The organism is Sphaerisporangium fuscum, from assembly GCF_018531465.1.
Lineage (GTDB): Bacteria > Actinomycetota > Actinomycetes > Streptosporangiales > Streptosporangiaceae > Sphaerisporangium > Sphaerisporangium fuscum.
In genome coordinates, this window is sequence record NZ_JAHDTF010000044.1 from 20,026 (window position 1) to 41,524 (window position 21,499).

Sequence of the window (21,499 nt, forward strand, 5' to 3'; positions counted from 1 at the left end):
CGGGCGGCCGCGTGGCGTTCGACGAGCAGCGTTACACCCGTGAGGTCCTGGAGCCCGCGCGCGAGGCGGGCGGGCTCCCGCCGGAGGGCCTGCGCGCCCGCTACCAGCTGAGCGAGGCGATGAACGCGGCGGAGGTGACCGAGACCGTCAGGCAGGTCCGCCAGTGCTGGCGCCGGGCGCGCGGCATGCTCAAGTACAAGCGGCTCGCCGACCGCCTGGAGGCCGACCACGCGCGGATGGCGCCGATCTTCTCGGCCGCCGCCGAGGGGGACCTGGGGCCGTTGCGCGAGGCGCTGGGCGAGGCCGAGGGCCGTGCGGAGCGCCGGCTGCGCGACGCCCGCCGCCGCCTGGACGACGCCGCGGGCACCCTGCGCATGCTGTCGCCCGCCCTGGTGGCCACGATCGCCCGTTCGAGCGGCGTCACTCCCGAGGAGGCCGCGCGCCTCGCGGCCGAGCGGTCGATCGAGGTCCGGGCTCCCGACCCGCTGCCCGCCTCCGCCCCCTACGCGGGGTACGGCAGGGCGCGTGAGGCGCTCGACACGCTCGGCATGGGCCACCTGGGCCGTTTCGTGTTCGGCGAGCGCTGCGCGGGGATGCGGATGCCGGCCGGCGATTCCGCGGCACGGCCGGGCGGGTCCGTCAGGGTGCCGGACGGCGGGACGGTGGAGGATGCGATCAAGGACGCCGAGCGCCACTGGGCGGCCCGTACGCGGGGCCCGTGGACGACGAGCGCCGACACCGTGCTCGCGGCCCTGCGCGGCTCCCACGACCCGTCGGCGCTGATCCTGTACGACGTCGTGACGCGCCTGCGCGAGCGGGTCCGGGAGCATCCGTACGACGACACGCTGCTGCGGCACGCCACCACCGAGCTCGACCTGGCGCCCGAGGACGCCCGCAGGCTGGTCTTCGCCGTCCGCGCGGAGGGCGGCGCCGTCGCGGGCGGGCCGTCGGCGCGGCTGCGCGAGCTGGTCGACGCCGGGGAGATCCACGCGGCGGCCGACTTCGCCGAGGCGCTCGAGCCGGGCGCCCTCACCGGCGAGGCCGCCGAGCTCGCCGTGGAGGTGCGGGCGCGGCTGGCGCGGGCCGTGCAGCTCAGGGAGCGGGCGCGGGCGGCGCTGGACCCCGACGAGGCGTGGCTGGCCCTGCGCGACGCCCTGCAGCGCGTCCCCGACCTGCCGGGCGCGGCCGAGCTGCTCGCCCGCCTGGCCCCCTACCCGGCGCGGACGCTGCGCGTGGAGGTGCGCGACGACGCGGTCGACCTGCTGTGGCAGCCGTCGCCGTCGCGGGCGGGGCGCATCGTCTACGACGTGTACCGCAACGGCGTGCCGCTCTCGTCCACCGAGCGCACCTCCGCGCGCGACGAGCGGCCGCCCGTCAACGAGCCGCTGGCGTACTGGGTGGTGGCCCGCCGCGACGAGGCCGCGTCCACGCCCTGCACCGCCGCTCCGCTGATCGTGCGGCCCGAGCCCGGGGACGTCCGGCTGACGGCGGGCGACGGCGTGGTGTCGGGGCGGTGGGCCCGTCCGGAGGAGGCCGCCAGGGTGGTGGTGATCCGCGACGGACGGGCGATCGCCGCCGGGGACACCGGGTTCCTCGACAGGGACGTGGTCAACGGCACGAGCTACACCTACCTCGTCGCCGCCTGCTACCCGGCGCCGGAGGGGGAGGTCCTGACACCGGGGGTGCGGCGCACCGTCACCCCCCGGGGCCGTCCCCGGCCGGTCACCGGCTTCACCCTGGAGCCCGACTCCTCGGCCCCCGGCACCTACATCGTGCGCCACGAGGAGCCCCCGGCGGGGACGGTGGAGATCGTCGCGCTCGACGGGCCGCCGCCGTGGCCGGTGGGGACCACGGTCTCACTCGCCGAGCTGCGCGCCGCCACCCGGGCCGTCCCCGCCGTCCCCACCAGGGAGGGGCAGGCCGTCCGCCCGCGTCCGGGACGGGTCGTGCTGCTCGCCGTCACCGTCGCCGGAGAGCTCGCCACGATCGGCGCGCACCGCGACCACGTCAACCTCACCCCCGTGGGCGGGCTGACGGTCCAGCGGCGAGGCGCCACCGTGTACGTCGGTTTCGACTGGCCGGCGGACGTGCCGGAGGTGGAGGTGCGCTGCGGCGGCCACTGTCTGCTGCTCAACTCCGCCGCCTACCGGGCGCAGGGCGGCGTACGGCTGGAGGTGCCCGAGCACCTGCCGGTGACGGTGGAGGTGGCGGCGACCACCCTGGTGCGCGGGGAGCGGGTGCGCGGCCCGGCGGCCGATGCGCGTCTCGCCGCGCGGGTCCCCGTCCACTACGACCTCACCCGTCAGGGGCCGGTGTGGCGGCGCTCGGTGGTGGTGGAGGTCACCTCCGACCCGCCGGTACGGCTGCGGCGCCTCCAGCTGGTGCTCAAACCGGGGCATGTCCAGCCGAAGTCCGCCGACGACGGTGTCGTGCTGACGTCCTGGACCGACCTCGCGGTGCCCGCCCGGCTCACCGTCCCCGAGCCCCGGCAGGCGAGGCCGTACTGGCTGCGCTGCTTCGCCGACGGGGACGCCCCGGACGTGGTGCTCGTCGACCCGCCGGTCCGGCGGATGAAGGCGGAGTGATCCGTTGGTCGTCACCTGCCCCTTCTGCTTCGCCCGCCTGGAGCGGAACAAGATCGCATTCCGCTGCGCGGGCCGTGCCGGGCGCGGCGGCGGCTGCGAGGCGCGGCTGGACGAGACGCTGGCCGACTACCTCGGGTCCAGCGCGGCCGCGTCGCTGCCGCCGGTCTTCTCGGTGCGCAGGCCCGGCCGCCGGGCCGACTGCCCGCACTGCGGGCGCTCCACCGGGTGGCGGGTGTGCCCCGAGTGTCACAACCGGCTGCCGGCGGAGTACTGCGCCAACCCGGGCCGGATCGTCGCGCTGGTCGGCGCCAAGGGGTCCGGCAAGAGCACCTACATCGCCGTACTGCTGCACGAGCTGACCAACCGGGTCGGCGCCGAGCTGGACGCCTCCCTCGTGGCCTGCGACGACCGGACGATCGCCCGCTACAAGCAGGACTTCGCCCGCCCGCTGTACGGCGAGCAGCGGCTGCTCAGCACGACGCGCCCGGCGGCGACCGAGCCCCGCGACCCGCTGGTGTACCTGCTCACGCGCACGGTGCCGGGGCGGCTGCGCAGCAGGACGATGTCGCTCACCCTGGTGTTCTTCGACACGGCCGGGGAGGACCTCCGCAGCCGCGAGTCCACCGAGACCCACCTGCGCTACCTCAACGCCGCCGACGCCGTGGTGTTCCTGGTCGACCCGCTGGAGCTGCCGGGGGCCAAGGCCTCGCTGGACGGGCTCGCCCAGGCCAGGGGCGGCCTGAACGCGGGCGACCCCGACAGCGATCCGATCAACGTGATCAGCAGGGTGACCGAGCTGCTGCGCGACCGTTCGGGGGGCGGGCGGCTGAAGGTGCCGGTCGCGGTGGCGCTCAGCAAGATCGACGCGCTGCGCGAGGGCATGGACGCGCAGTCGGCGCTGCACCGCGCCCGCGTCCCGTCCGGCACGCTCGACCTCGACGACAGGGACGCGGTGCACGAGCAGGTCAGGGCCCTGCTGGACGAATGGCAGGCGGGCATGGTCGACCGGTACCTGCGTCAGCACTTCACCGACTTCGCGCTGTTCGGGCTGTCGGCTCTCGGCGGCGTACCGGGCGCCGACCGGGTGGGGCCCGGCGGCATCCGCCCCTACCGGGTGGAGGATCCGCTGCTGTGGCTGCTGTACAGGTTCGGCATGCTCGCCGGGACGCGCCGATGACCGGACCGGGGTACCGCCGCCCGGATGGCGGGAGGGGTCTCGTCCGCGGGCACGCCGGCGGCGGGCGTGCTTCTTCAAGCGGGCGGACCTCTTCAAGCCGCCGGGCCTCCTCAAGCCGCCGGGTCTCCTCAAGCGGGCGGGGGTGAGGGCGGGTGGCCTGGCAGCTGCACTACACCTCGGCGGAGGCCGGCACCGCCGGGCGGGCGGGGTTCCAGTTCGTGGCCCGGTCGCCGGGCCTCCCCCACGGCCTCGCCGATCAGGTGGCCGCCTTCCTCACCTACCGGCCGCCGCCCGCCGCCCCGCTGGCCCCCACGCCGGACGAGATCACCGCCTTCCCCGTCGCGCTCGGCTACGGCCGGGTGGGCGCGTTCCGCGTGCTGACCCGCTGCGTCTACCTGGGACGCGACTACTCCGGGCGGTACGGCAACTTCCTCGGGCACGCGGTGGTCGCCGGTCCCGGCGAGCTGACCGGGCTGAGGCCGGTGGAGCTGTGGCGGTCGCCGGTGTGGTCGGACGCCCCCGCTTCCCCCGGCAGCGACCTGCCCGAGCTGTCCGACCTCGCCCCCGGCGACCACCTCGACCCCGAATGGCTGTCGGACTGGCTGTCCCGGCAGGGCGAGGCGGCCTACGCCCGGCTGGGCGCCCTGCTGTCCACCGTCTGCCACACCCTCGCCCGGGGGCACGGCCGCGTCGTGCTGGTGTGCCCGGACGTCGAGGAGATCGTCCGCTGGATCGCGGTGATCTCCTATTCGCTGCCGTGGCCGGTGGCGGCCCGGCTGCCGTTCCTCACCTACAGCGCCGACCCGGCCACCGCCTCCCAGGTCATCGTGGGCACCACCCCGGACGTGTGGCTGCCGTCCGACGTCGAGGCCGCCGTCGTCCGCCTCGACGTCCCCGACGGCGGGCCCGGCGCGCCTCCCGGCCGCTTCGCCCGCACGATCGCCGACTGCTGGCGGCGGACCGATCTGGAGGGCATCGACGCGATCGGCGAGCTGAGCGGCCACGTACCGCCGGAGACCGAGGACGGGCGGGCGCGACCGGAGACCGAGGACCGCCGGGAGGACGGCGGCGGCTTCGATCCGGAGAGCGGCGCGGCGCTGCTGGCGTTCTGCCGGGGTGATCCCGGTGTGACCGCCGAGGAGCAGTCCGCCGTGGCCCGCGCGCTCTCACCCGGCCTGCCCGAGTGGATCTGGCACGAGCTCGGACGGGCGTCGGAGCGCATGGGGTTCGAGCTGGCCTCCGCCGCCCGCGCCCTGGCCCCCGCCGACGTCGCCGAGCGCTGCGCGGCGCGGTGCGCCGTCCTGGCCCTGCGCGACCGCGCCCTGCCCGCGCCGCCGCCCGCCCGGCGGGACGAGACGCGTGACGCCCTCCGCCCCGAGGCGGCGCGGGCGGTCGCCGCCGCCCACGACCTGGACGAGGTGGGACGCGTCGTCCGCACGGCCCACGCGATGGGCGTGCCCGTGGCCGCAGAGGGCCTCGAACACGCCGCCCGCGCCCTCGCCCGCGACGGCAGGGGCGACCTCGGACGGCTGATCGAGGGCCTCCCGGTCGAGCTGCGGGAGAGCGCGCTCGGCGGCGCCCTGCCGGGGCTGGAGGAGGCCACCGTAGAGGTCCGCGAGCGGATGCTGACCGGCGCGGTGTGCGAGCGGCTCGCCTCGCGCGACCTGTCGGCCACCCCCCGGACGGGGACGGCGGTGGTGCTCTCCCGGCTACGCCACGGCCACCTCTCCCGCGCCGACGCCACCGGGCGGCTGCTCCACCTCGCCCCCTCCCCCGATGCCGCGGACCCGGACGCCGGCCTCCCCGGGGAGGCCGGCGAGTGGGACGAGGCGCTGGGGCTGATCTGGGAGGAGGCGCCGGGAGCGGCCGAGTGCGCCGACCTGGTCGCCCGGCTCGGCCCCGCCATGGACGCCTCCCCGCACCTGCGCGACCTGCCGGCCCGCGCGTTCCTGGCCGAGGGCCTCGGCTCCCCCGGCACGGTACGGCTCGCCGAACTGGTGCGCGACCGCGTGCCCGGCTATCCCTCCAGGGACGCCGAGGCCGTGCTCCTCGCCGCGGCCGCCGGCGCGGCGGGCGGTCCCGGTGACGCCGCCACGCTTCTCCGCCGCCTGGACGACCTCCGGCAGGAGGCCCACGAGGAGCTCCTGCGCGAGGCGACGGCGGCCGCGGCGCGGTGGCTGGCCGGGCGCGACGCGGCGTTCCGCGCCGAGGTCGCCCGATCGCTGCCCGACGGCCCCCGGGCGGCCCTGGTCCGGGCCTGGCTGGACGGCCGCAGGACGCGCGACGACCGCCTGGCCCTGCTGGAGATCGCCGTACGGCTCCACGTGTCGGGGGCCGCGGCCGCGGCGCTGGACTCGTGGGCGAGGGCGGAGCTGGACGGCTGGGGGGTGTCCCGCTCGCTGGAGTCCCGCCTCCGGCACGACACCGCGCTCCTGGACGGCCTGAGGGAGATGACGAGACCCCGGCGCGGGCGGCCCTGGAAGCGCGAGGACGTCTGATGCCGCTCGCGGTCCTGCTGGGAGTGGCGGTCTGGGCCGTCTGCATGTACTTCGGGTTCCTGTACGGCTTCCCCGTCGCCTGCGCCGTCACGGTGGTGGCCGCGACCGCGGCCGGGCTGGCGCACTACATGTTGCGGGCCACGCGCATCCTGCTGCCCGCCACCGCCGAGGGCCTCTCGCCGGCCGTCCCCGGCGACCCGGACGCGGGCCGCGACCCGGCCTACCGGCACTACCTTTTCACCCAGGCGTCCCGCGACTGGTGGCAGATCCTCCGCGCGGCCGTCCCCGCGATGATCGGCACCGCGGGCCTCGCGCTCCGCACCGCCACCCGGTGGCTGATGGGGGGCTACCAGGGCCTGTTCCTGGTGCCGATCTGGCTGGCCATGGTCGTCGGCCTGGTCCTCACCCTGCTGCCCCTGGCCGGACTGGGCGCCGGGCTCGCCGCCGCGTACGGCGTCGTGACGGCGGTCGGCACGCTGCTGTGGCTCGCCTGCGTGCTGGCGCTGCGCGGCGCCGAGCAGGCCTTCATGCTGGTGCGGCGCATCCTGCAGACCTGCCCGCATCCGCAGTGCTACGCCCGGATCGCCCTGCCCGAGTACGCCTGCCCGACCTGTGGGGAACGTCACCGGCGGTTGATCCCGAACCAGGACGGGGCGTTCCGGCACGTGTGCCGGTGCGGCACGCGGCTTCCCACCGCGATCGTGCTCGGCCGTTTCCGGCTGCAGGCGTACTGCCCGAACTGCGGCCGGGCCCTGCCGCCCCGGATCGGCCGGGTGCGGATCGAGCCGCTGCCGTTCGTGGGCGGCCCGGACGCGGGCAAGACGACGTTCATGGTGCTGGCGATCAGCGCCCTGCACCGGGCGGTGAAGGCGGCCAGCGGGCGGGCCGGTTTCGTGGTGCGGGGCGACGAGATCGCCTTCGCCCGGTCGCGGGAGGAGCTGCGGGCGGGCAAGGTGGCCAAGACGACGACGGCGGCCCCGTCGGCGACCATGGTGGACGTCACGCTGCCCGGTTCGCGGTCGCGGAGCGGGAACCGCCTGCTGTACCTGTTCGACCCTTCCGGCGAGGGCTTCACCGGGGCCGCCGGGGTCGAGGAGATGTCCTACCTGGCCCACACCGAGGCGATGCTCATCGTGGTGGACCCCTTCGCCCTGCCCCTGGTGCAGCAGGGGCTTTCACCCGGTGAGCGGGACGAGCTGCGGGCCGCGGGGGTGGTGCTGTCCCCGGAGGACCCGGCCGACACCTTCCAGCGGGTCAGGAACGAGCTCGCCGCCCGCGAGGACGGCGGGCGGCAGAAGCGGGTCGCCGTGGTGGTCACCAAGGCGGACCTGCTGCGGCGCACGGCCGTCGGGCAGGACTGCGAACACCTGCCCGGCTGGTTCGACGGCGTGGGCCTGGGGAACATGGTGCGCGACCTGGCGAAGACGGCGGGCGAGGTGCGTTACCTGGCCTCGGGGCTGCCCGCGGACGACGCCGCGATCGTCGTGCTGCTGGCTTGGCTGACCGGCCTGCCGCTGGCGTCCCCGCCGCCCGCCGAGGACGCCGAGGTCACCACTGCGGACCTGCGCGAGCCATGGGCCGGGGGCAGGGTGGCCGAGGGGCGGGCGCCCCTCGGCTACCGGCTGTTCCGCTGGTCGATCTTCGCCCTGTCGGTGGTCGTCGGAGCGGGCACGCTCGCCCTGAGCGCCGCCGTGGCGTTCGCGCTGGTCACAGGCTTCGCCGCGATCTGGTGAGACCGCGGCGAGACTCGTGCGTCGTGGTCAGGCGGGCAGGATCCAGGTGGCCTTGGCGGCGCCGACCAGGGTGCCGTCGACCTCGTAGACCGCGCTCTCGCCGAACAGCTTGCGCCCCTCGCGGCCGCTCGCCCGGCCCACGACGGAGTAGGTGCCGTTGGGGTAGACCCGGCGGAACACCTGGGCGGTGATGCGGCCGAGCAGCCCCGGGCCACCGGGGACGTCGTGCGCCCAGCCGGTGGGGCAGTCGAGCGCCGCCCATACCAGCGCGCTCGGCACCACGCCGTTCTCGTCGGTGACGGTCACCGGGACGCGCCAGCCGGCGGCGACCACGTCGGCGCCCTTGACCGGGCCAGGGAAGATCCGCAGACCGTCACCGGGGTTGCGCAGCCCGCAGACGAAGCAGCCGGGCACGGGGTGCTCCCCGGTGAGCCCGGGGAACCCGGCCTCGGCGCGGGCGGCCTGGTTGAACGGCACGAACGGCGGCGGTGTGATGTCCTCCGCCACGGGGATCGCCTCGGCGAGCAGCTGCCCGTCGTGGGACAGCGAGACCGAGTTCGCCATGTGACCGATGGCCAGCCCGGTCTCGAGGGGAATCGGCCGGTGCAGAGTCACCTCGAGCGCGTGCGAGGCGTCCAGCGTGCCCGCCAAGGTGCCGGCGAGCGTGCCGGCGATCCAGCCGCCGTTGGCCATGCCCTCGGGGCCACGGAAACGAGCCGGAACGGTGAGCTCGGTCTGCAGACCGGCGGAAGTCGTCATGCCAGCACCCCCACGCCCCAGCACATGGAGCGACAACTCGTAAATTTAGTGAGATAGCGTCACATTTTACGCGTACTCCCCTGCCAACATCGCACCAGGTGGCGATGACGGACCCGTTAGCCCGGCGTGACGGCGAGGTGACGACCTGCGGCGAGATGGCGTGAACGACCACTTCGCCCTTGCCCGGCCCGCGCCGTCCGGGCCCCGGTGCGCCCGGGGAGCGTTCGCACTGACTGGCAACGACCGAGGTGGACGCCTGATTCCCGGATGACGGACGACCTCTTCGCCCAATCGGAGAAGAGGCCGCCCGGAAGACCTACAGCACCGGCAGGTAGCGGCCGAGCTCGAACTCGGTGACCTGGCGGCGGTACTCGTGCCACTCGGCGCGCTTGTTGCGCAGGAAGTAGTCGAAGACGTGCTCCCCGAGGGTCTCGGCGACCAGTTCGCTGCGCTCCATGGTGGTGATCGCCTCGTCGAGGCTCTGCGGCAGCGGCTCGATGCCGAGGGCGCGCCGCTCGGCGCTGGTCAGCGCCCACACATCGTCCTCGGCGCCGGGGGGCATCTCGTACCCGCCCTCGATGCCCTTCAGGCCGGCGGCGAGGATCACCGCGTAGGCCAGGTAGGGGTTGCAGGCGGAGTCGAGCGACCGGAACTCCACGCGCGTGGAGCCGCCCTTGTGGGGCTTGTACATCGGGACGCGCACCAGCGCCGACCTGTTGTTGTGGCCCCAGCTGATGTAGCTCGGCGCCTCGCCGCCGAGCCCCGCGATGGCCTCGGCGCCGCCCCACAGCCGCTTGTAGGAGTTGACCCACTGATTGCAGACGGCGGTGATCTCGGCGGCGTGCTTCAGCAGGCCGGCGATGAACGAGCGGCCGATCTTGGAGAGCTGGTACTCGGCGCCGGGCTCGTAGAAGGCGTTGCGGTCGCCCTCGAACAGCGACATGTGGGTGTGCATGCCGGAGCCGGGGTACTCGGTGAAGGGCTTGGGCATGAACGACGCCCAGACGCCCTGCTCCAGCGCGACCTCCTTCATCACCAGCCGGAAGGTCATGATGTTGTCGGCGGTGGTGAGCGCGTCGGCGTACCGCAGGTCGATCTCCTGCTGGCCGGGGGCGCCCTCGTGGTGGCTGAACTCCACCGAGATGCCCATGGCCTCGAGCATCATGATCGCGTTGCGGCGGAAGTCGTGGCCGGAGCTGTGCGGGGTGTGGTCGAAGTAGCCGCCGGAGTCGATGGGGACGGGCCTGCGGCCCTCTTCGGGGCGCTCCTTCAGCAGGAAGAACTCCACCTCGGGGTGGGTGTAGAAGGTGAAGCCCATGTCGGCGGCCTTGGCGAGCGTGCGCTTGAGCACCCAGCGCGGGTCGGCGTGGGAGGGCGAGCCGTCGGGCATGAGGATGTCGCAGAACATGCGCGCCGCGCCCGGCGTCTCGCTGCGCCACGGCAGGATCTGGAACGTGCCGGGGTCGGGCTTGGCCAGCATGTCGGACTCGTGGACCCGGGCGAAGCCCTCGATGGCCGACCCGTCGAAGCCGATGCCCTCGGCGAAGGCCCCCTCGAGCTCGGCAGGGGCGATCGCCACCGATTTGAGGAACCCGAGGACGTCGGTGAACCACAAACGGATGAACCGGATGTCGCGCTCTTCCAGTGTGCGGAGCACGAACTCCTGCTGGCGGTCCAAGGCATCCCCTTCTGCCGGACGGTGATCGGACACCATCGTCGTCGCGCTGAGCCATTCTCTGAGTCGGCGGAAGACATGTCTGGTCTTCTACCAGTCTGCCCGCTTGGTGTTTCGGACACGTTACGCGGGAGAGCAGCTCCGCGCACAACTCCGCTCACCCGACACGGCAACATGCCCTCCGACCTGGGCGTCTGCCCGACATCGCGGCGTGAATCACCGGAACAGGCCATCATCACGTAATGTGACACCATGATATCGCAGCGTGTTCGTCAAGCCTGACGTGGGCGAGGGGGAGGCCATGAACACGGATCGGCGGCAGCGCCTGGCGTGGGGCGTGTCGATGGCGACGGCGCTCGCGCTCCTGGCGCTCGGCGCCCGCGCCGGCAAGGACGCCGCCTGCGCCGCCACGGGAGCCGGAGCGTCCGGGCTCCGCAGGCACGACGACGCCTGGCCGGGCGGCGGCGACTGCTCGCTCGCGGGAGCGGTGATCGGCGACCTGGTCGCGGCGGTCTCGACCGAGGAGTACGCCGGCTCGGCCGCCTGCGGGGCCTATCTCGACGTCTCCGGTCCGCAAGGCACGGTGCGGGTGCAGGTGACCGGCCGGTGCGAGACGTGCGACCCGGGCGAGCTCGACCTGAGCCGCTCCGCCTTCGCGCGGGTCGCCGGGCCCGTCGGGAGGCTCGTGCGGGTCACCTACCACACGGTGCGCAATCCCGAGGTCGCGCAGCCGGTGGGCTTCCGGCTCAAGAGGGGCTCCTCCGCGCGCTGGCTGGCCATCCAGGCCGTCGACCACGGCAATCCCCTGCGGCGGCTGGAGATCCTCCGCTCCGGCCACTGGCAGGCCCTGTCCCGCCGGTCCGACAACTACTGGGTGGCCGCCGAGGGCGCCGGCCCCGGGCCGTACACCGTGCGCCTCACCGACGTGTACGGCCAGCGGCTGGTCGTGGGCGGTCTGCTGCTGGCCCCCGGGGATCTCCAGCGCACCTCGCGCCGGCTGTACCGCACGGGGCAGCCACCGGCCGCCCGCATGGCGACGCCGCCCTCCTCTCCGGCCGCCCACGTACCACCGCCGCCTTCCTCCCCGGCCGCCGGCACACCGGGGAAAGGGGTGGAGGGGGCCTCCGCGCACAGTGCCCGCCACGAGGCCGGCCGGGTCCCCGGGCGTGGCCCCGCCCGCGCGAGCTCCTCGAAGGAGGCCGGGCCGCGGCCGTCCGCCTCGCGGGGCGGGGCGTCCGCCTCGCGGGGCGGGGCGTCCGGCGAGCCGCCGGCGAGTCCCTCGCCGACGCCCGAGAAGTCCGGCAGCGCGGTCTCGGGGCACGACGGCGCCGAGGGCCCGCCGCTGGCCGCGCTCCCCTCGGCCCGCCCCTTCTTCTGCTGAGGCGGGTTTCAGGAGCCGCCGACCAGGGCGTCCCCGGTGGCCGTGCGCTGGTAGAGCACCTCGCGGCCGAGCCGCCTGCGGGTGACCAGGCCGTTGCCGCCGAGCACCGAAAGGTGCTGGGAGACCGCGCCGGGGGTCAGCGACACCCGCCTGGCCAGGGCCGTGGTGGAGGCGGGCTCGCGGAGGGCGAGCAGCAGTTGTGCGCGCGTCCTGCCGATCAGCGCGGCGAGCGCGCCGGGGGCGGGCGGCGGGCCGGCGTCCCAGACGGTGCCCACACCGTGCGCCGGGTAGACGAGCATGGGCTGGTACGGCTCGATCATGACGGCGATCTCGGGCCAGCGGAACACGCTCGGCACCAGCAGCAGCCCGTCGCCGCCGATCTCCCCGGAGTGGTCGTAGCTGCCCCGGGTGAAGAGCCGGTCCCCCTTCCAGCTCACGGAGGGGTGCAGGTCGGCGAACAGCTCCCTGGCGCCGCCGGCGGCCAGCCGCCTGGTGCGCCGCATCACGTCGGCCTCCAGCAGGCCGTAAACCCGCGGCCAGAATTCGGCGAGCGCCAGCTCCCAGTAGGCGGCGAGGGTGGCCGTCACCCGCTCGATCCCCGCGACCGGGTCGGCCTGGAACCGGGCGACGGCCCGCCGGTCGCCCGTCATCGCCCATCCGGCCTCCTCGGCCGCCCGGGCGGGCGGCGTCCGCCGTACCCTGTCGAGTTCGGCGGTGAAGTCGGGCAGCAGGGTGTCCGGGGGCGGGGTGAGGAAGTCGGGCATGTAGCCGCGCGCGGGCACCAGGGCGAACAGCTCCGACAGGTCGATCGCGCCGAGCCGGGGCCGTACGGCGCGCAGCCAGGGCAGGTGAAGGGAGTGGCGCGCGGGGACCTGCAGCACCCGCAGGCTCGCGACCAGCTCCCACAGCGGTGAGAAGGCGAAGCGGAGCCGGGCCAGGTCGTCGGCCCCGAACCGCCACTGGATCCCCACCCGCGCCCCCGAGGTTTTAGCCAGAGCTAAAAGATTGGCACGAGCGCGGGACAATGTCCAAAAGTGGTGCCCGTGACCAGCGCAACCACCACCAAACCCTCCCTCCTGCAGTCTCGCGTCGGCGGCCTCCCCCGGGCGTTCTGGGTGCTCTTCGGCGGCACCTTCGTCAACCGGCTCGGCACCATGGTCGAGCCCTTCATCGGCGTGTACCTGACCCAGGCGCGGCACATGCCGCTCGCGACGGCCGGGGTGGTCATGGCGGTGTTCGGCGTCGGCTCGCTGCTGTCGCAGCTGGTGGCGGGCTGGCTGGCCGACCACATCGGCCGCAGGGCGACCCTGACGGGCGGCATGGTCGCGACGGCCGCCGCGATGATCGTCCTCGGGTACAGCACGTCGCTGCCCGCGATCGTCGCCGTGATGGCGGTGCTGGGCCTGGTGGTCGACGCCTACCGGCCCGCGTCCCAGGCCATGGTGACCGACCTCATCTCGCCGGACGACCGGCCCAGGGCGTTCGGCCTGCTGTTCTGGGCGATCAACATGGGGTTCGCCGTCGCGATGGTCGCGGGCGGCTGGCTGGCCCAGTCCGGTTTCACCTGGTTGTTCTGGATCGACGCCCTGACCTCGCTGGCCTTCGGCCTGCTGGTGTGGCGGGCGGTGCCCGAGACCCGGCCCGAGAAGAACGGCCACGAGGGCGGCGGCTTCGCCGAGGTGCTGAAGGACCGGCTGATGGTGGCGTACGTGCTGTTCAGCCTGCTGTACACCTTCGTCTACCTCCAGGCGTTCACCACGATGCCGCTCGCGGTGACCGGCCAGGGCCTGCCCACCACGTCGTACGGCGTGGCCATGGCGGTCAACGGGCTGCTGATCGTCCTCGTCCAGCCCCTGATCAGCCCGTGGCTGAGCAAGCGCGACCCCAGCCTGATGCTGGCGATCGGCATGGCCGTGGTGGGCGTGGGGTTCGCGCTGACGGCACTGGTGTCCACCACCGCCGGGTACGCCGCCACCGTCGCCGTCTGGTCCATCGGCGAGGTCCTCACGGCGGGCATGGCCGGGGCGGTCGTCGCCGCGCTCGCCCCGGCGCACCTGCGCGGCCGGTACAGCGGGCTGTACGGTTTCGCCTGGTCGGTCGGCGGGCTGCTCGCGCCGCTGATCGGCACCCGGCTGCTGGCGTCCGGCCAGGTGGTCCTGTGGCTGACGGTGGGCGCGATGGGCCTGCTCGGGGCCCTCGGTCAGCTCGCGATCGCCCCGGCGGTGCGCCGACGCTCGGCCGCCGGGTGAGCACCTTTCCCAAAATGTCACCCTTCGGCGCACCGTAACCCTCTGCCGCCGCCCGGAAACCTGCGCTACCGTCCCCGGTCGGGGAGGGAAGCGGGGATGGTCAAGATCACTGGGCCGCGGGTGGCGGCCACCGCCGCGGCGGCGTGGTCGCCGCTGCTCGTCATCGCCGCCATGAGCCTCTACGTCGGGCTGCCGCCCGAGTGGCGCCCCCGTCCTCCGGCCACCCCCGACACGGGCGCCGGCCTGATGTTCCCCGTGGTGGGCGCCTTCCTGGTCTACCAGCGGCCCCGCCTGAGCATGGCCTGGCTGATGTGCGCCGGCGGCCTGGCGGCCGGGATCAGCCAGTTCTGCGGCATGCTGATGTTCCGCATGGCCGCGGACGGGCACCTGGTCGCCGCCGGTCACCTGCGATACGTCAACCTGGTCGGCTGGGCGGTGTCCGGCGTATCCCTGGCCATGCTGCTGCCGCTGCTCTCCCCCGACGGCAGGCTCCCCTCCCGCCGCTGGTGGCCGGTCGCCGCGCTCGGCGTCCTGTCGATCTCCGTCGAGCTCGTACGGCAGATCGTCCGGCCGGCGCCGCACCCGAACCCCCGGCCCGCCCTCATCCCGAACCCCCTGGCGATCGAGGCGCTGCGTCCCTACGGCGACGTGATCAGCGCGGTCGCGTGGGTGGGCATCATCGCGGCGGTCGCCCTGGCGATGCTGTCCCTGGTCGCGCGGTTCCACCGCTCCGGCCCCGAGGGCCGGCGCCAGATCGCCTGGCCGCTGCTGGCCTTCGCGGTGTACGTGCTGTTCCTGCTGTTCGGCCCGGGCATGTGGCCGATGGCGGCGGTCTGGGCGGCCGTGGTGCCCGTGGCGATCGCCTTCTCGGTGATGCGTTACCGGCTCTACGGGATCGACACGATCGTCAGCCGGGCCTTCGTCGCCGCCGGGATCCTCGCGGTCGTCAGCGCGGTCTACTTCGGCATCGGCGCCCTCGCGGGCCTGGTGGTCTCCGAGCAGCACCAGATCGGCGGGCTGGTCGCGGCGCTGTTCACCGGCGCGTTCTTCCAGCCGTTGCGGCGCTGGCTGCAGCGGCTGGTCGACCGCATGCTGTACGGCAGCGTCGGCGACCCGCGGCTGCTGGCCGAGCGCCTCACCCAGGAGGTACGCCGGGCCGACCCGTCCAGGGCCCTGTCGTCGGTGGTGAGGGTGCTGCGCGACGGGCTCGCCGTCGAGGGCGCGGCCGTGGAGGTGGTCGACGGCAAACCGGGGTACGTCGAGAACGGCGAGGTGGGCGACTCCCCCAGGCAGATCCCGCTGGAGTGGCACGGGGAGACCGTCGGCCGTCTGCTGCTGGGGCGCCCCGGGGCCCGGCGGTTCCCCGCCGCGCACGACGAGCGGGTGCTCGCCACCCTCGTCCCGTACGCCGCGGACGTGGCGCACGCGGTGCGCATGGCCGCCGACCTGCAGCGTTCCCGTGAACGGATCCTCGCCGCGCGCGAGGAGGAACGCCGGCGCCTGCGCCGCGACCTGCACGACGGCCTCGGGCAGACGCTCTCCAGCATGGCCATGACGATCAACATGGCGCGCAGCAGCCTGAAGAAGTCCCCCGACTCCGCCGACACGCTGCTGCGCGACCTGCGCACCGGCATGGACGCGGTGTCCGGCGACATCAGGCAGCTGGTGTACGGGCTGCGCCCGCCCGCGCTCGACGACCTCGGGCTCGGCGGCGCCGTGCGCGCCCTCGCCGGCGAGGGGCCGCCCGCCACGACGGTGCGGGTGACGGGCGAGCTGGACGGATTGCCCGCGGCCGTGGAGGTCGCGGCGTACCGGATCGTGCAGGAGGCGCTCACCAACGTCCGGCGGCACGCGCACGCCGAGAAGGCCGCCATCACGATCGAGCGAGGCGAGGACGCGCTGCGGGTCCGCGTCGAGGACGACGGCGCCGGGCTCCCCGGCCGCCCCCGCGCGGGGGTCGGGCTGGCGTCCATGCGGGAGCGGGCGGCCGAGCTCGGCGGCACCTGCGTAGCGACCCCCGCCCCCGGTGGCGGCACCATGGTGGAGGCCGTCCTCCCGCTGTGACCGGCATCCCCGTGCGGACCCTCCCCTCCCCTCCATCTCCTGTGCGCCTCGGCTGCCCGTCAGGGCGGGCGGAACAGGCTGGGGCTCCTGGTTTTCCACAGGCGAGGGCGGATAGCCGTTCTTCATCCACAGGAGGCGATCCAGCCCGTTCGCCTCGTGACCTCCGCACGTAAGGTGGAGACCGTGCCACAGCTGCGTATAGCCCTCGCCCAGACCAATCCCGCGGTCGGCGACCTCGCCGCCAACGCCGACACGCTCGTCGAGTGGACACGTCGCGCCGCCGACCGCGGCGCGCACCTGGTCGTGTTCACCGAGATGTTCCTCACCGGATATCCCGTCGAGGACCTGGTGCTGCGCACGTCGTTCGTCGACGCGTCGATCGCCACGCTCACGGCCACCGCCGCCCGGCTGGCCGACGAGGGGCTCGGCGAGATCCCGGTCGTCGTCGGATACGTCGACCGCTCCGGCATCACGCCGCGCCCGGGCCAGCCGAAGGGCGCGCCGCTCGACGCCGCCGCGCTCATCCATCGTGGCCGCGTGGTCACGCGCACGGCGAAGCACCACCTGCCCAACTACGGCGTGTTCGACGAATACCGCTATTTCATCCGCGGCGACCGCCTCCCGATCTTCCGGCTCCATGGTGTCGACGTGGCGATCGCGGTCTGCGAGGACCTCTGGCAGGACGGCGGGCCGGTGGCCGCCGTCGCCCAGGCCGGCGCGGGGCTGCTCGTGGTGCCCAACGCCTCGCCCTACGAGCGCGAGAAGGACGACGTCCGGCTGGAGCTGTGCGCCAACCGTGCCCGCGAGGCCGGGTGCGCCCTGGCGTACGCCAACCAGGTGGGCGGCCAGGACGAGCTGATCTTCGACGGCGACTCGATCGTGGTCGACGCCGCGGGCGAGCTGGTCGCCCGCGCGGGCCAGTTCCGCGAGGAGCTGCTGGTCACCGACCTGGAGCTGCCGCTCGCCGACCCGGCCGCCCGTCCCGGCTCCTTCCCGGTCGACGCCGGAGACGGCACCACGATCACCGTCGAGCGGCTGGAGCTGTCGTCCGAGCCGCTTCCCGCCTACACCCCCGAGCCGCCGACCGTGGCACCGCGCCTGGACGACCTCGAGGAGGTCTACTCCGCGCTGGTCCTCGGCGTCCGCGACTACTTCACCAAGAACGGCTTCCGGTCGGTCATCCTCGGCCTGTCGGGAGGCATCGACTCGGCGCTGACGGCCACCATCGCGGCCGACGCCGTCGGCCCCGGGCAGGTCCATGTGGTGCTCATGCCTTCCCGCCACTCCTCCGAGCATTCGGTCAGCGACGCGCAGGACCTCGTCGAGCGGCAGGGGCTCAACTCCCGGGTGGTGCCGATCGAGGGCATCGTCGACGCCTTCGAGAAGGAGATCGACCTGCACGGCCTGGCCGCCGAGAACCTCCAGGCGCGGGTGCGGGGCATGCTGCTCATGAGCCTGTCCAACGAGCACGGCCACCTGGTCCTCACGACGGGCAACAAGAGCGAGCTCGCCACCGGCTACTCCACCCTCTACGGCGACTCGGCGGGCGGCTTCGCGCCCATCAAGGACGTCCTGAAGACGATGGTGTGGCAGCTGTCCACCTGGCGCAACGCCCAGGTCGGCCACGAGAACGACCTGCTGCACCCCTTCGCCGTGCCGCCCATCCCGGAGAACTCCATCACCAAGGAGCCCAGCGCCGAGCTCCGGCCCGACCAGCGCGACACCGACTCCCTCCCGCCGTACGACGTGCTCGACCGGCTGCTCTCCGACTACGTCGAGCACGACATGGGCAAGGGCGAGCTGATCGCGGCGGGGCACGACCCCGAGCTCGTGACGAGAGTGATCCGCCTGGTCGACCTCGCGGAGTACAAGCGCCGCCAGTATCCCCCGGGCCCCAAGATCACCCCCAAGAACTTCGGCCGCGACCGCCGCCTTCCGATCACCAACCGCTGGCGGGAGACCACCGCCTGACGCTCGCCCGGGGCCGGTGCGGCGGGCGGTTCGCAGGGCTGTGCCATGCTGGGCGACATGGGAGATCTTGGCGGCATCGACACCGTTCGCCGGAGTTATGACACCGTAGCCGAGAAGTACCTGGCCAACCTGGGTGACGAGCTCGCCGGCAAGCCGCTCGACCGGGCGCTGCTGGCGGCCCTCGCCGAGCAGACGGAGCCCGGTACGCCGATCGCCGACCTCGGCTGCGGGCCGGGGCACGTCGCGGCCTGGCTCGCGGCGCGCGGGGCGACGACCGTCGGCATCGACCTGTCCCCCGGCATGGTGGCGGTGGGCCGCCGGGAGTATCCGGAAGTGGAGTTCCGCGAGGGCGACCTGGTGGCGCTCCCGGCCGAGGACGGCGAGTTCGGCTCGGCGGTCGCGTTCTACTCGATCATCCACATCCACCCGGACGACCTCCGCCGGGCCGTCGGGGAGGCCTACCGGGTGCTGCGCCCCTCGGGTCTCCTCCTCGTGTCGTTCCACGTCGGCTCGGAGGTGCGGCACGTGGAGGAGCTGTGGGGGCAGAAGGTCGACGTCGACTTCCGCTTCCTCGACCCCTCGCACGTCGCCGGTCTCCTGGAGGAGGCGGGCTTCGCCGTGGAGATGCGCATGGAGCGCGTCAACTACCCCCACGAGGTCGAGACCCGCCGCGCCTACCTCCTGGCCCGCCGCCCCTGACCCCGGCGCCTCCGCCCGGAACGCGCCCCGCCGTACGACGGCGCCGCCTTCGCCGTACCCTCGTCCCGCCCGTACCGGCGCCGGGAAGTACGCACTGACAGCAGGTGAGGGCGCCTCGGACGCCGCTGGAATACACGACCCGCGCCCTCCGGTGGAGGAGCGGCGCGGGTCGGGCACGAAGACTCCTGGGAACACGCGACCCGCGCGCTCCGGTAGAGGAGCGGCGCGGGTCGGGCGTGGAGATGGGGCCGGTGGGTCGCCGGTCAGGGGCGTAGGCCTGTGAGCATCTGGTCGGTGATGCGTACGGCGATGTCGGGGGAGAGGGCGTCGTCGAGGTCGCGCCATTTGGTGAGGAACAGCATCGTGCCGCTCAGCGTCGCCATCGCCACCTCGACGTCGACGTCGGGGCGCAGCTCGCCGCTGTCGACGCCGCGCTGGATGATCCTGCGCAGCGCCTCCCGTCGCGGCTTGACGGCGATCTCGCGGAACCGCTCGGCGAGATGCGGGAAGCGGTCGGACTCGCCCAGCGCGATGTTGATGATGCAGCGGGTACGCGCGTGGCTGCTCTCCTGCCGCATCAGCTCGAGGTAGCTGATGATGTCGTCGCGCACGGACTTCCCGGGCAGCTCCGGCAGCGGCGGCTTGAGGGTGGCGAGCGCGTCGACGACGAGGTCCTCCTTGTTGGACCAGCGCCGGTAGATGGTGGTCTTCCCGACGCCCGCCCGCGCGGCGATCGCCTCGATGGACAGCTCGGCCACGCCGGTGCCCTCGGCGAGCATGTCGATCGTCGCGTCGATGATCGCCTTCTCCGCCTTCTCGCTGCGGGGACGGCCCGGCGTGCGCGCCGCCCCCATCTGCTCAGTCACCATGGTCAGATCACACTACTGCCGGTTCCTTGCTTTCGGGGCGTGTCGGCACCGCATCGGCCGGCTGCTTGCCGGGAAGCCACTTGGCGACGACCGCTGCCCCGATCAGCGCGACCACGGCGCCGCACAGGGCGGTGATGTGCATGCCGTCCATGAACGCCTGCTTGGCGGGCGCGACGAGCGCGGCGCCGCGGGGGCCGAGCGCCTGGGCGACGCCCATGGTGGCCGTGATCGACTCGCCCGCGGTGTGCCGGATGTTCTCCGGGAGCACGGACAGCGCCGGGGCCATGTTGTCACGGTAGGTGGCCGACAGGATCGACCCGAGGATGGCCACGCCGAGCGCGCCGCCCACCTGCCGGACGGTGTTGGTCATGGCCGAGCCCACGCCGGCCTTCTCGCGCGGCAGCGAGGACATGACGGCCTCGGTCGCCGGCGGGTTGATGTTGGCCATGGCCGCGCCCTGGACGAAACCGATGATCTCGAAGACCCAGATCGGGGTGTCGACCTTGAGGAAGGAGTAGCTCACCAGCGCGCCGGCCACGACCACCAGGCTGGTGGTGGCGACGGCCTTGCCGCCGAACCGCCGCACCATCTGGGCGCTCAGCGGGGAGAAGATCAGCTGGGCCGCGGCGAACGGCAGGACGAGGGCGCCGGCCTCCAGCGGGGTGTAGTTCTTGACGATCTGCAGGTAGAACGCCATGAAGAACATCACGCCCATCATCGCGAAGAACACCAGGCCGACGCTGGCGACGGCCGTGGAGAACCTGGCGATGCCGAAGTACCGCACGTCGAAGGCGGGGTGGGCCGTACGGCGCTCGTGCCAGACGAAGGCCGCGAGCACCAGGACACCGGCGATGCCGGGCGCCCAGACCTCGGGGTCGGTCACCGTGCCGAGCTCGCCGCCCTTGATGATGCCGTAGACCACGCCGACCAGACCGATGATCGACAGCAGCACGCCGACGGGGTCGAGCTGGGCCTTGTCGGGGTTCCTCGACTCGGGCACCAGGAACGCGATCAGCACCGAGCTGATGGCCACGACCGGCACGTTGACCAGGAACACCGAGCCCCACCAGAAGTGCTCCAGCAGCAGGCCGCCGGTGATCGGGCCGATGGCGATGGCGAGGCCGACGCCGCCCGCCCAGATGCCGATGGCCTTGCCGCGCTCCTGGGGCGCGAAGACGTTGGAGATGATCGCCAAGGTCGCGGGCATGACGGCGGCGCCGCCGAGGCCCATGGCCGCCCGAGCGAAGATCAGCTGTGTCGGGTCCTGCGAGTAGGCGCTGGCGAGGGAGGCCAGGCCGAACAGCACCATGCCGACCTGCAACATGCGCTTGCGCCCGAACCGGTCGCCCAGCACGCCGAAGGTGAACAACAGGCCCGCGAAGACAAGTGTGTAGGAGTTGATCGCCCACTCGAGCTGGCTCTGGGTGGCCCCGAGCCCGGCGACCGGGTCGGAGATCACCTTCAGTGCGACGTTCAGAATCGTGTTGTCAAGGACGATGGCCAGCAGGCTGAACACCATCACGCCGAGGATCTGCCATCGGCGCGGGTGACCTGTCGGTTGATCCACTGTGCCCCCCAGTTAGGAATCAGTAGTCCAGTTTCGATACGGTTGAGTTTCGCTACGCCACCGTAGCGGTTCCTGATTCGATACGCAACCGTCTCGTTTCGATATTCCCCACGGGCACCCCTGCGCCGTACGGCCGGGTAGCCTGGCGGGGCCGGCCCCAAGGCCGATCACACCCCTGTTTCCTCACGTCAGGGCATCCGCGACAAGTCGGGGTGACCACCGAGGAGTGAAGGGATGAGGAGGGGGCAGCCCGGGTGTTGCCATGGCGGTCA

Annotated in this window: 14 protein-coding genes; 9 read left to right on the top strand and 5 right to left on the bottom strand. The window is 73.6% G+C overall.

What is annotated here, in order from left to right:
• Window positions 1-11 precede the first annotated feature (11 nt).
• From KIK05_RS41175 to KIK05_RS41190, 4 genes are all read left to right on the top strand, one after another.
• Complete coding sequence (locus tag KIK05_RS41175; RefSeq protein ID WP_214416334.1) at window positions 12-2,585, top strand: hypothetical protein; 2,574 nt, start codon at window positions 12-14, stop codon at window positions 2,583-2,585.
• 4 nt (window positions 2,586-2,589) lie between these two features.
• Entirely contained in the window at window positions 2,590-3,762 is a 1,173-nt protein-coding gene (locus KIK05_RS41180) for a TRAFAC clade GTPase domain-containing protein (protein WP_214416335.1), read from the top strand.
• A gap of 152 nt (window positions 3,763-3,914) precedes the next feature.
• A complete protein-coding gene (locus KIK05_RS41185; RefSeq protein ID WP_214416336.1) occupies window positions 3,915-6,260 on the top strand; it encodes a GAP1-N2 domain-containing protein in 2,346 nt (781 codons plus the stop codon).
• A complete protein-coding gene (locus KIK05_RS41190; protein WP_214416337.1) occupies window positions 6,260-7,993 on the top strand; it encodes a TRAFAC clade GTPase domain-containing protein in 1,734 nt (577 codons plus the stop codon). The genes KIK05_RS41185 and KIK05_RS41190 overlap by 1 nt, the downstream gene beginning before the upstream one ends.
• Window positions 7,994-8,020: 27 nt before the next feature.
• On the opposite strand, the gene KIK05_RS41195 is transcribed toward KIK05_RS41190, so the two are convergent.
• Together KIK05_RS41195 and glnA2 are read right to left on the bottom strand one after the other, a co-directional pair.
• Window positions 8,021-8,752 (bottom strand): hypothetical protein, encoded by a 732-nt coding sequence (locus tag KIK05_RS41195; RefSeq protein WP_214416338.1) that lies wholly within the window; start codon window positions 8,750-8,752, stop codon window positions 8,021-8,023.
• A 316-nt stretch (window positions 8,753-9,068) separates the two neighbouring features.
• Window positions 9,069-10,430 (bottom strand): gamma-glutamylpolyamine synthetase GlnA2, encoded by a 1,362-nt coding sequence (gene glnA2 / locus KIK05_RS41200; protein WP_214416339.1) that lies wholly within the window; start codon window positions 10,428-10,430, stop codon window positions 9,069-9,071.
• Between the two features lie 298 nt (window positions 10,431-10,728).
• Here glnA2 and KIK05_RS41205 point away from each other — a divergent pair, with 298 nt between their 5' ends.
• Window positions 10,729-11,808 carry an expansin EXLX1 family cellulose-binding protein gene (locus KIK05_RS41205; RefSeq protein WP_214416340.1) on the top strand — a complete coding sequence of 360 codons (1,080 nt, stop codon included), beginning with the start codon at window positions 10,729-10,731 and terminating at the stop codon, window positions 11,806-11,808.
• A gap of 8 nt (window positions 11,809-11,816) precedes the next feature.
• On the opposite strand, the gene KIK05_RS41210 is transcribed toward KIK05_RS41205, so the two are convergent.
• A complete protein-coding gene (locus KIK05_RS41210; protein WP_214416341.1) occupies window positions 11,817-12,779 on the bottom strand; it encodes a DUF5937 family protein in 963 nt (320 codons plus the stop codon).
• Between the two features lie 72 nt (window positions 12,780-12,851).
• Between KIK05_RS41210 and KIK05_RS41215 the strand changes: the two genes are divergently transcribed.
• The 4 genes from KIK05_RS41215 to KIK05_RS41230 all read left to right on the top strand — a co-directional run bounded on the left by KIK05_RS41215 (window position 12,852) and on the right by KIK05_RS41230 (window position 18,791).
• The gene (locus tag KIK05_RS41215) at window positions 12,852-14,057 is read left to right on the top strand and encodes an MDR family MFS transporter (RefSeq protein ID WP_214416342.1); all 1,206 of its coding nucleotides are present in this window, start codon (window positions 12,852-12,854) and stop codon (window positions 14,055-14,057) included.
• A gap of 96 nt (window positions 14,058-14,153) precedes the next feature.
• Complete coding sequence (locus tag KIK05_RS41220; RefSeq protein WP_214416343.1) at window positions 14,154-16,121, top strand: sensor histidine kinase; 1,968 nt, start codon at window positions 14,154-14,156, stop codon at window positions 16,119-16,121.
• A gap of 183 nt (window positions 16,122-16,304) precedes the next feature.
• Window positions 16,305-18,092, top strand: coding sequence for an NAD+ synthase (locus tag KIK05_RS41225; RefSeq protein ID WP_214416344.1), 1,788 nt, complete (start codon window positions 16,305-16,307; stop codon window positions 18,090-18,092).
• 57 nt (window positions 18,093-18,149) lie between these two features.
• Window positions 18,150-18,791 carry a class I SAM-dependent methyltransferase gene (locus tag KIK05_RS41230; RefSeq protein ID WP_214416345.1) on the top strand — a complete coding sequence of 214 codons (642 nt, stop codon included), beginning with the start codon at window positions 18,150-18,152 and terminating at the stop codon, window positions 18,789-18,791.
• Between the two features lie 263 nt (window positions 18,792-19,054).
• On the opposite strand, the gene KIK05_RS41235 is transcribed toward KIK05_RS41230, so the two are convergent.
• Both KIK05_RS41235 and KIK05_RS41240 read right to left on the bottom strand, forming a co-directional pair.
• A complete protein-coding gene (locus tag KIK05_RS41235) occupies window positions 19,055-19,660 on the bottom strand; it encodes a TetR/AcrR family transcriptional regulator (protein WP_214416346.1) in 606 nt (201 codons plus the stop codon).
• Between the two features lie 7 nt (window positions 19,661-19,667).
• Entirely contained in the window at window positions 19,668-21,227 is a 1,560-nt protein-coding gene (locus KIK05_RS41240; RefSeq protein ID WP_308250342.1) for an MFS transporter, read from the bottom strand.
• Between the last annotated feature and the right edge of the window lie 272 nt (window positions 21,228-21,499).

Coding starts and splice junctions, on each gene's coding strand:
- KIK05_RS41190 (WP_214416337.1), top strand. CDS start 6,260: ATGCCGCTCGCGGTCCTGCTGGGAGTGGCGGTCTGGGCCGTCTGCATG.
- KIK05_RS41195 (WP_214416338.1), bottom strand. CDS start 8,752: ATGACGACTTCCGCCGGTCTGCAGACCGAGCTCACCGTTCCGGCTCGT.
- KIK05_RS41205 (WP_214416340.1), top strand. CDS start 10,729: ATGAACACGGATCGGCGGCAGCGCCTGGCGTGGGGCGTGTCGATGGCG.
- KIK05_RS41220 (WP_214416343.1), top strand. CDS start 14,154: ATGGTCAAGATCACTGGGCCGCGGGTGGCGGCCACCGCCGCGGCGGCG.
- KIK05_RS41230 (WP_214416345.1), top strand. CDS start 18,150: ATGGGAGATCTTGGCGGCATCGACACCGTTCGCCGGAGTTATGACACC.
- KIK05_RS41235 (WP_214416346.1), bottom strand. CDS start 19,660: ATGGTGACTGAGCAGATGGGGGCGGCGCGCACGCCGGGCCGTCCCCGC.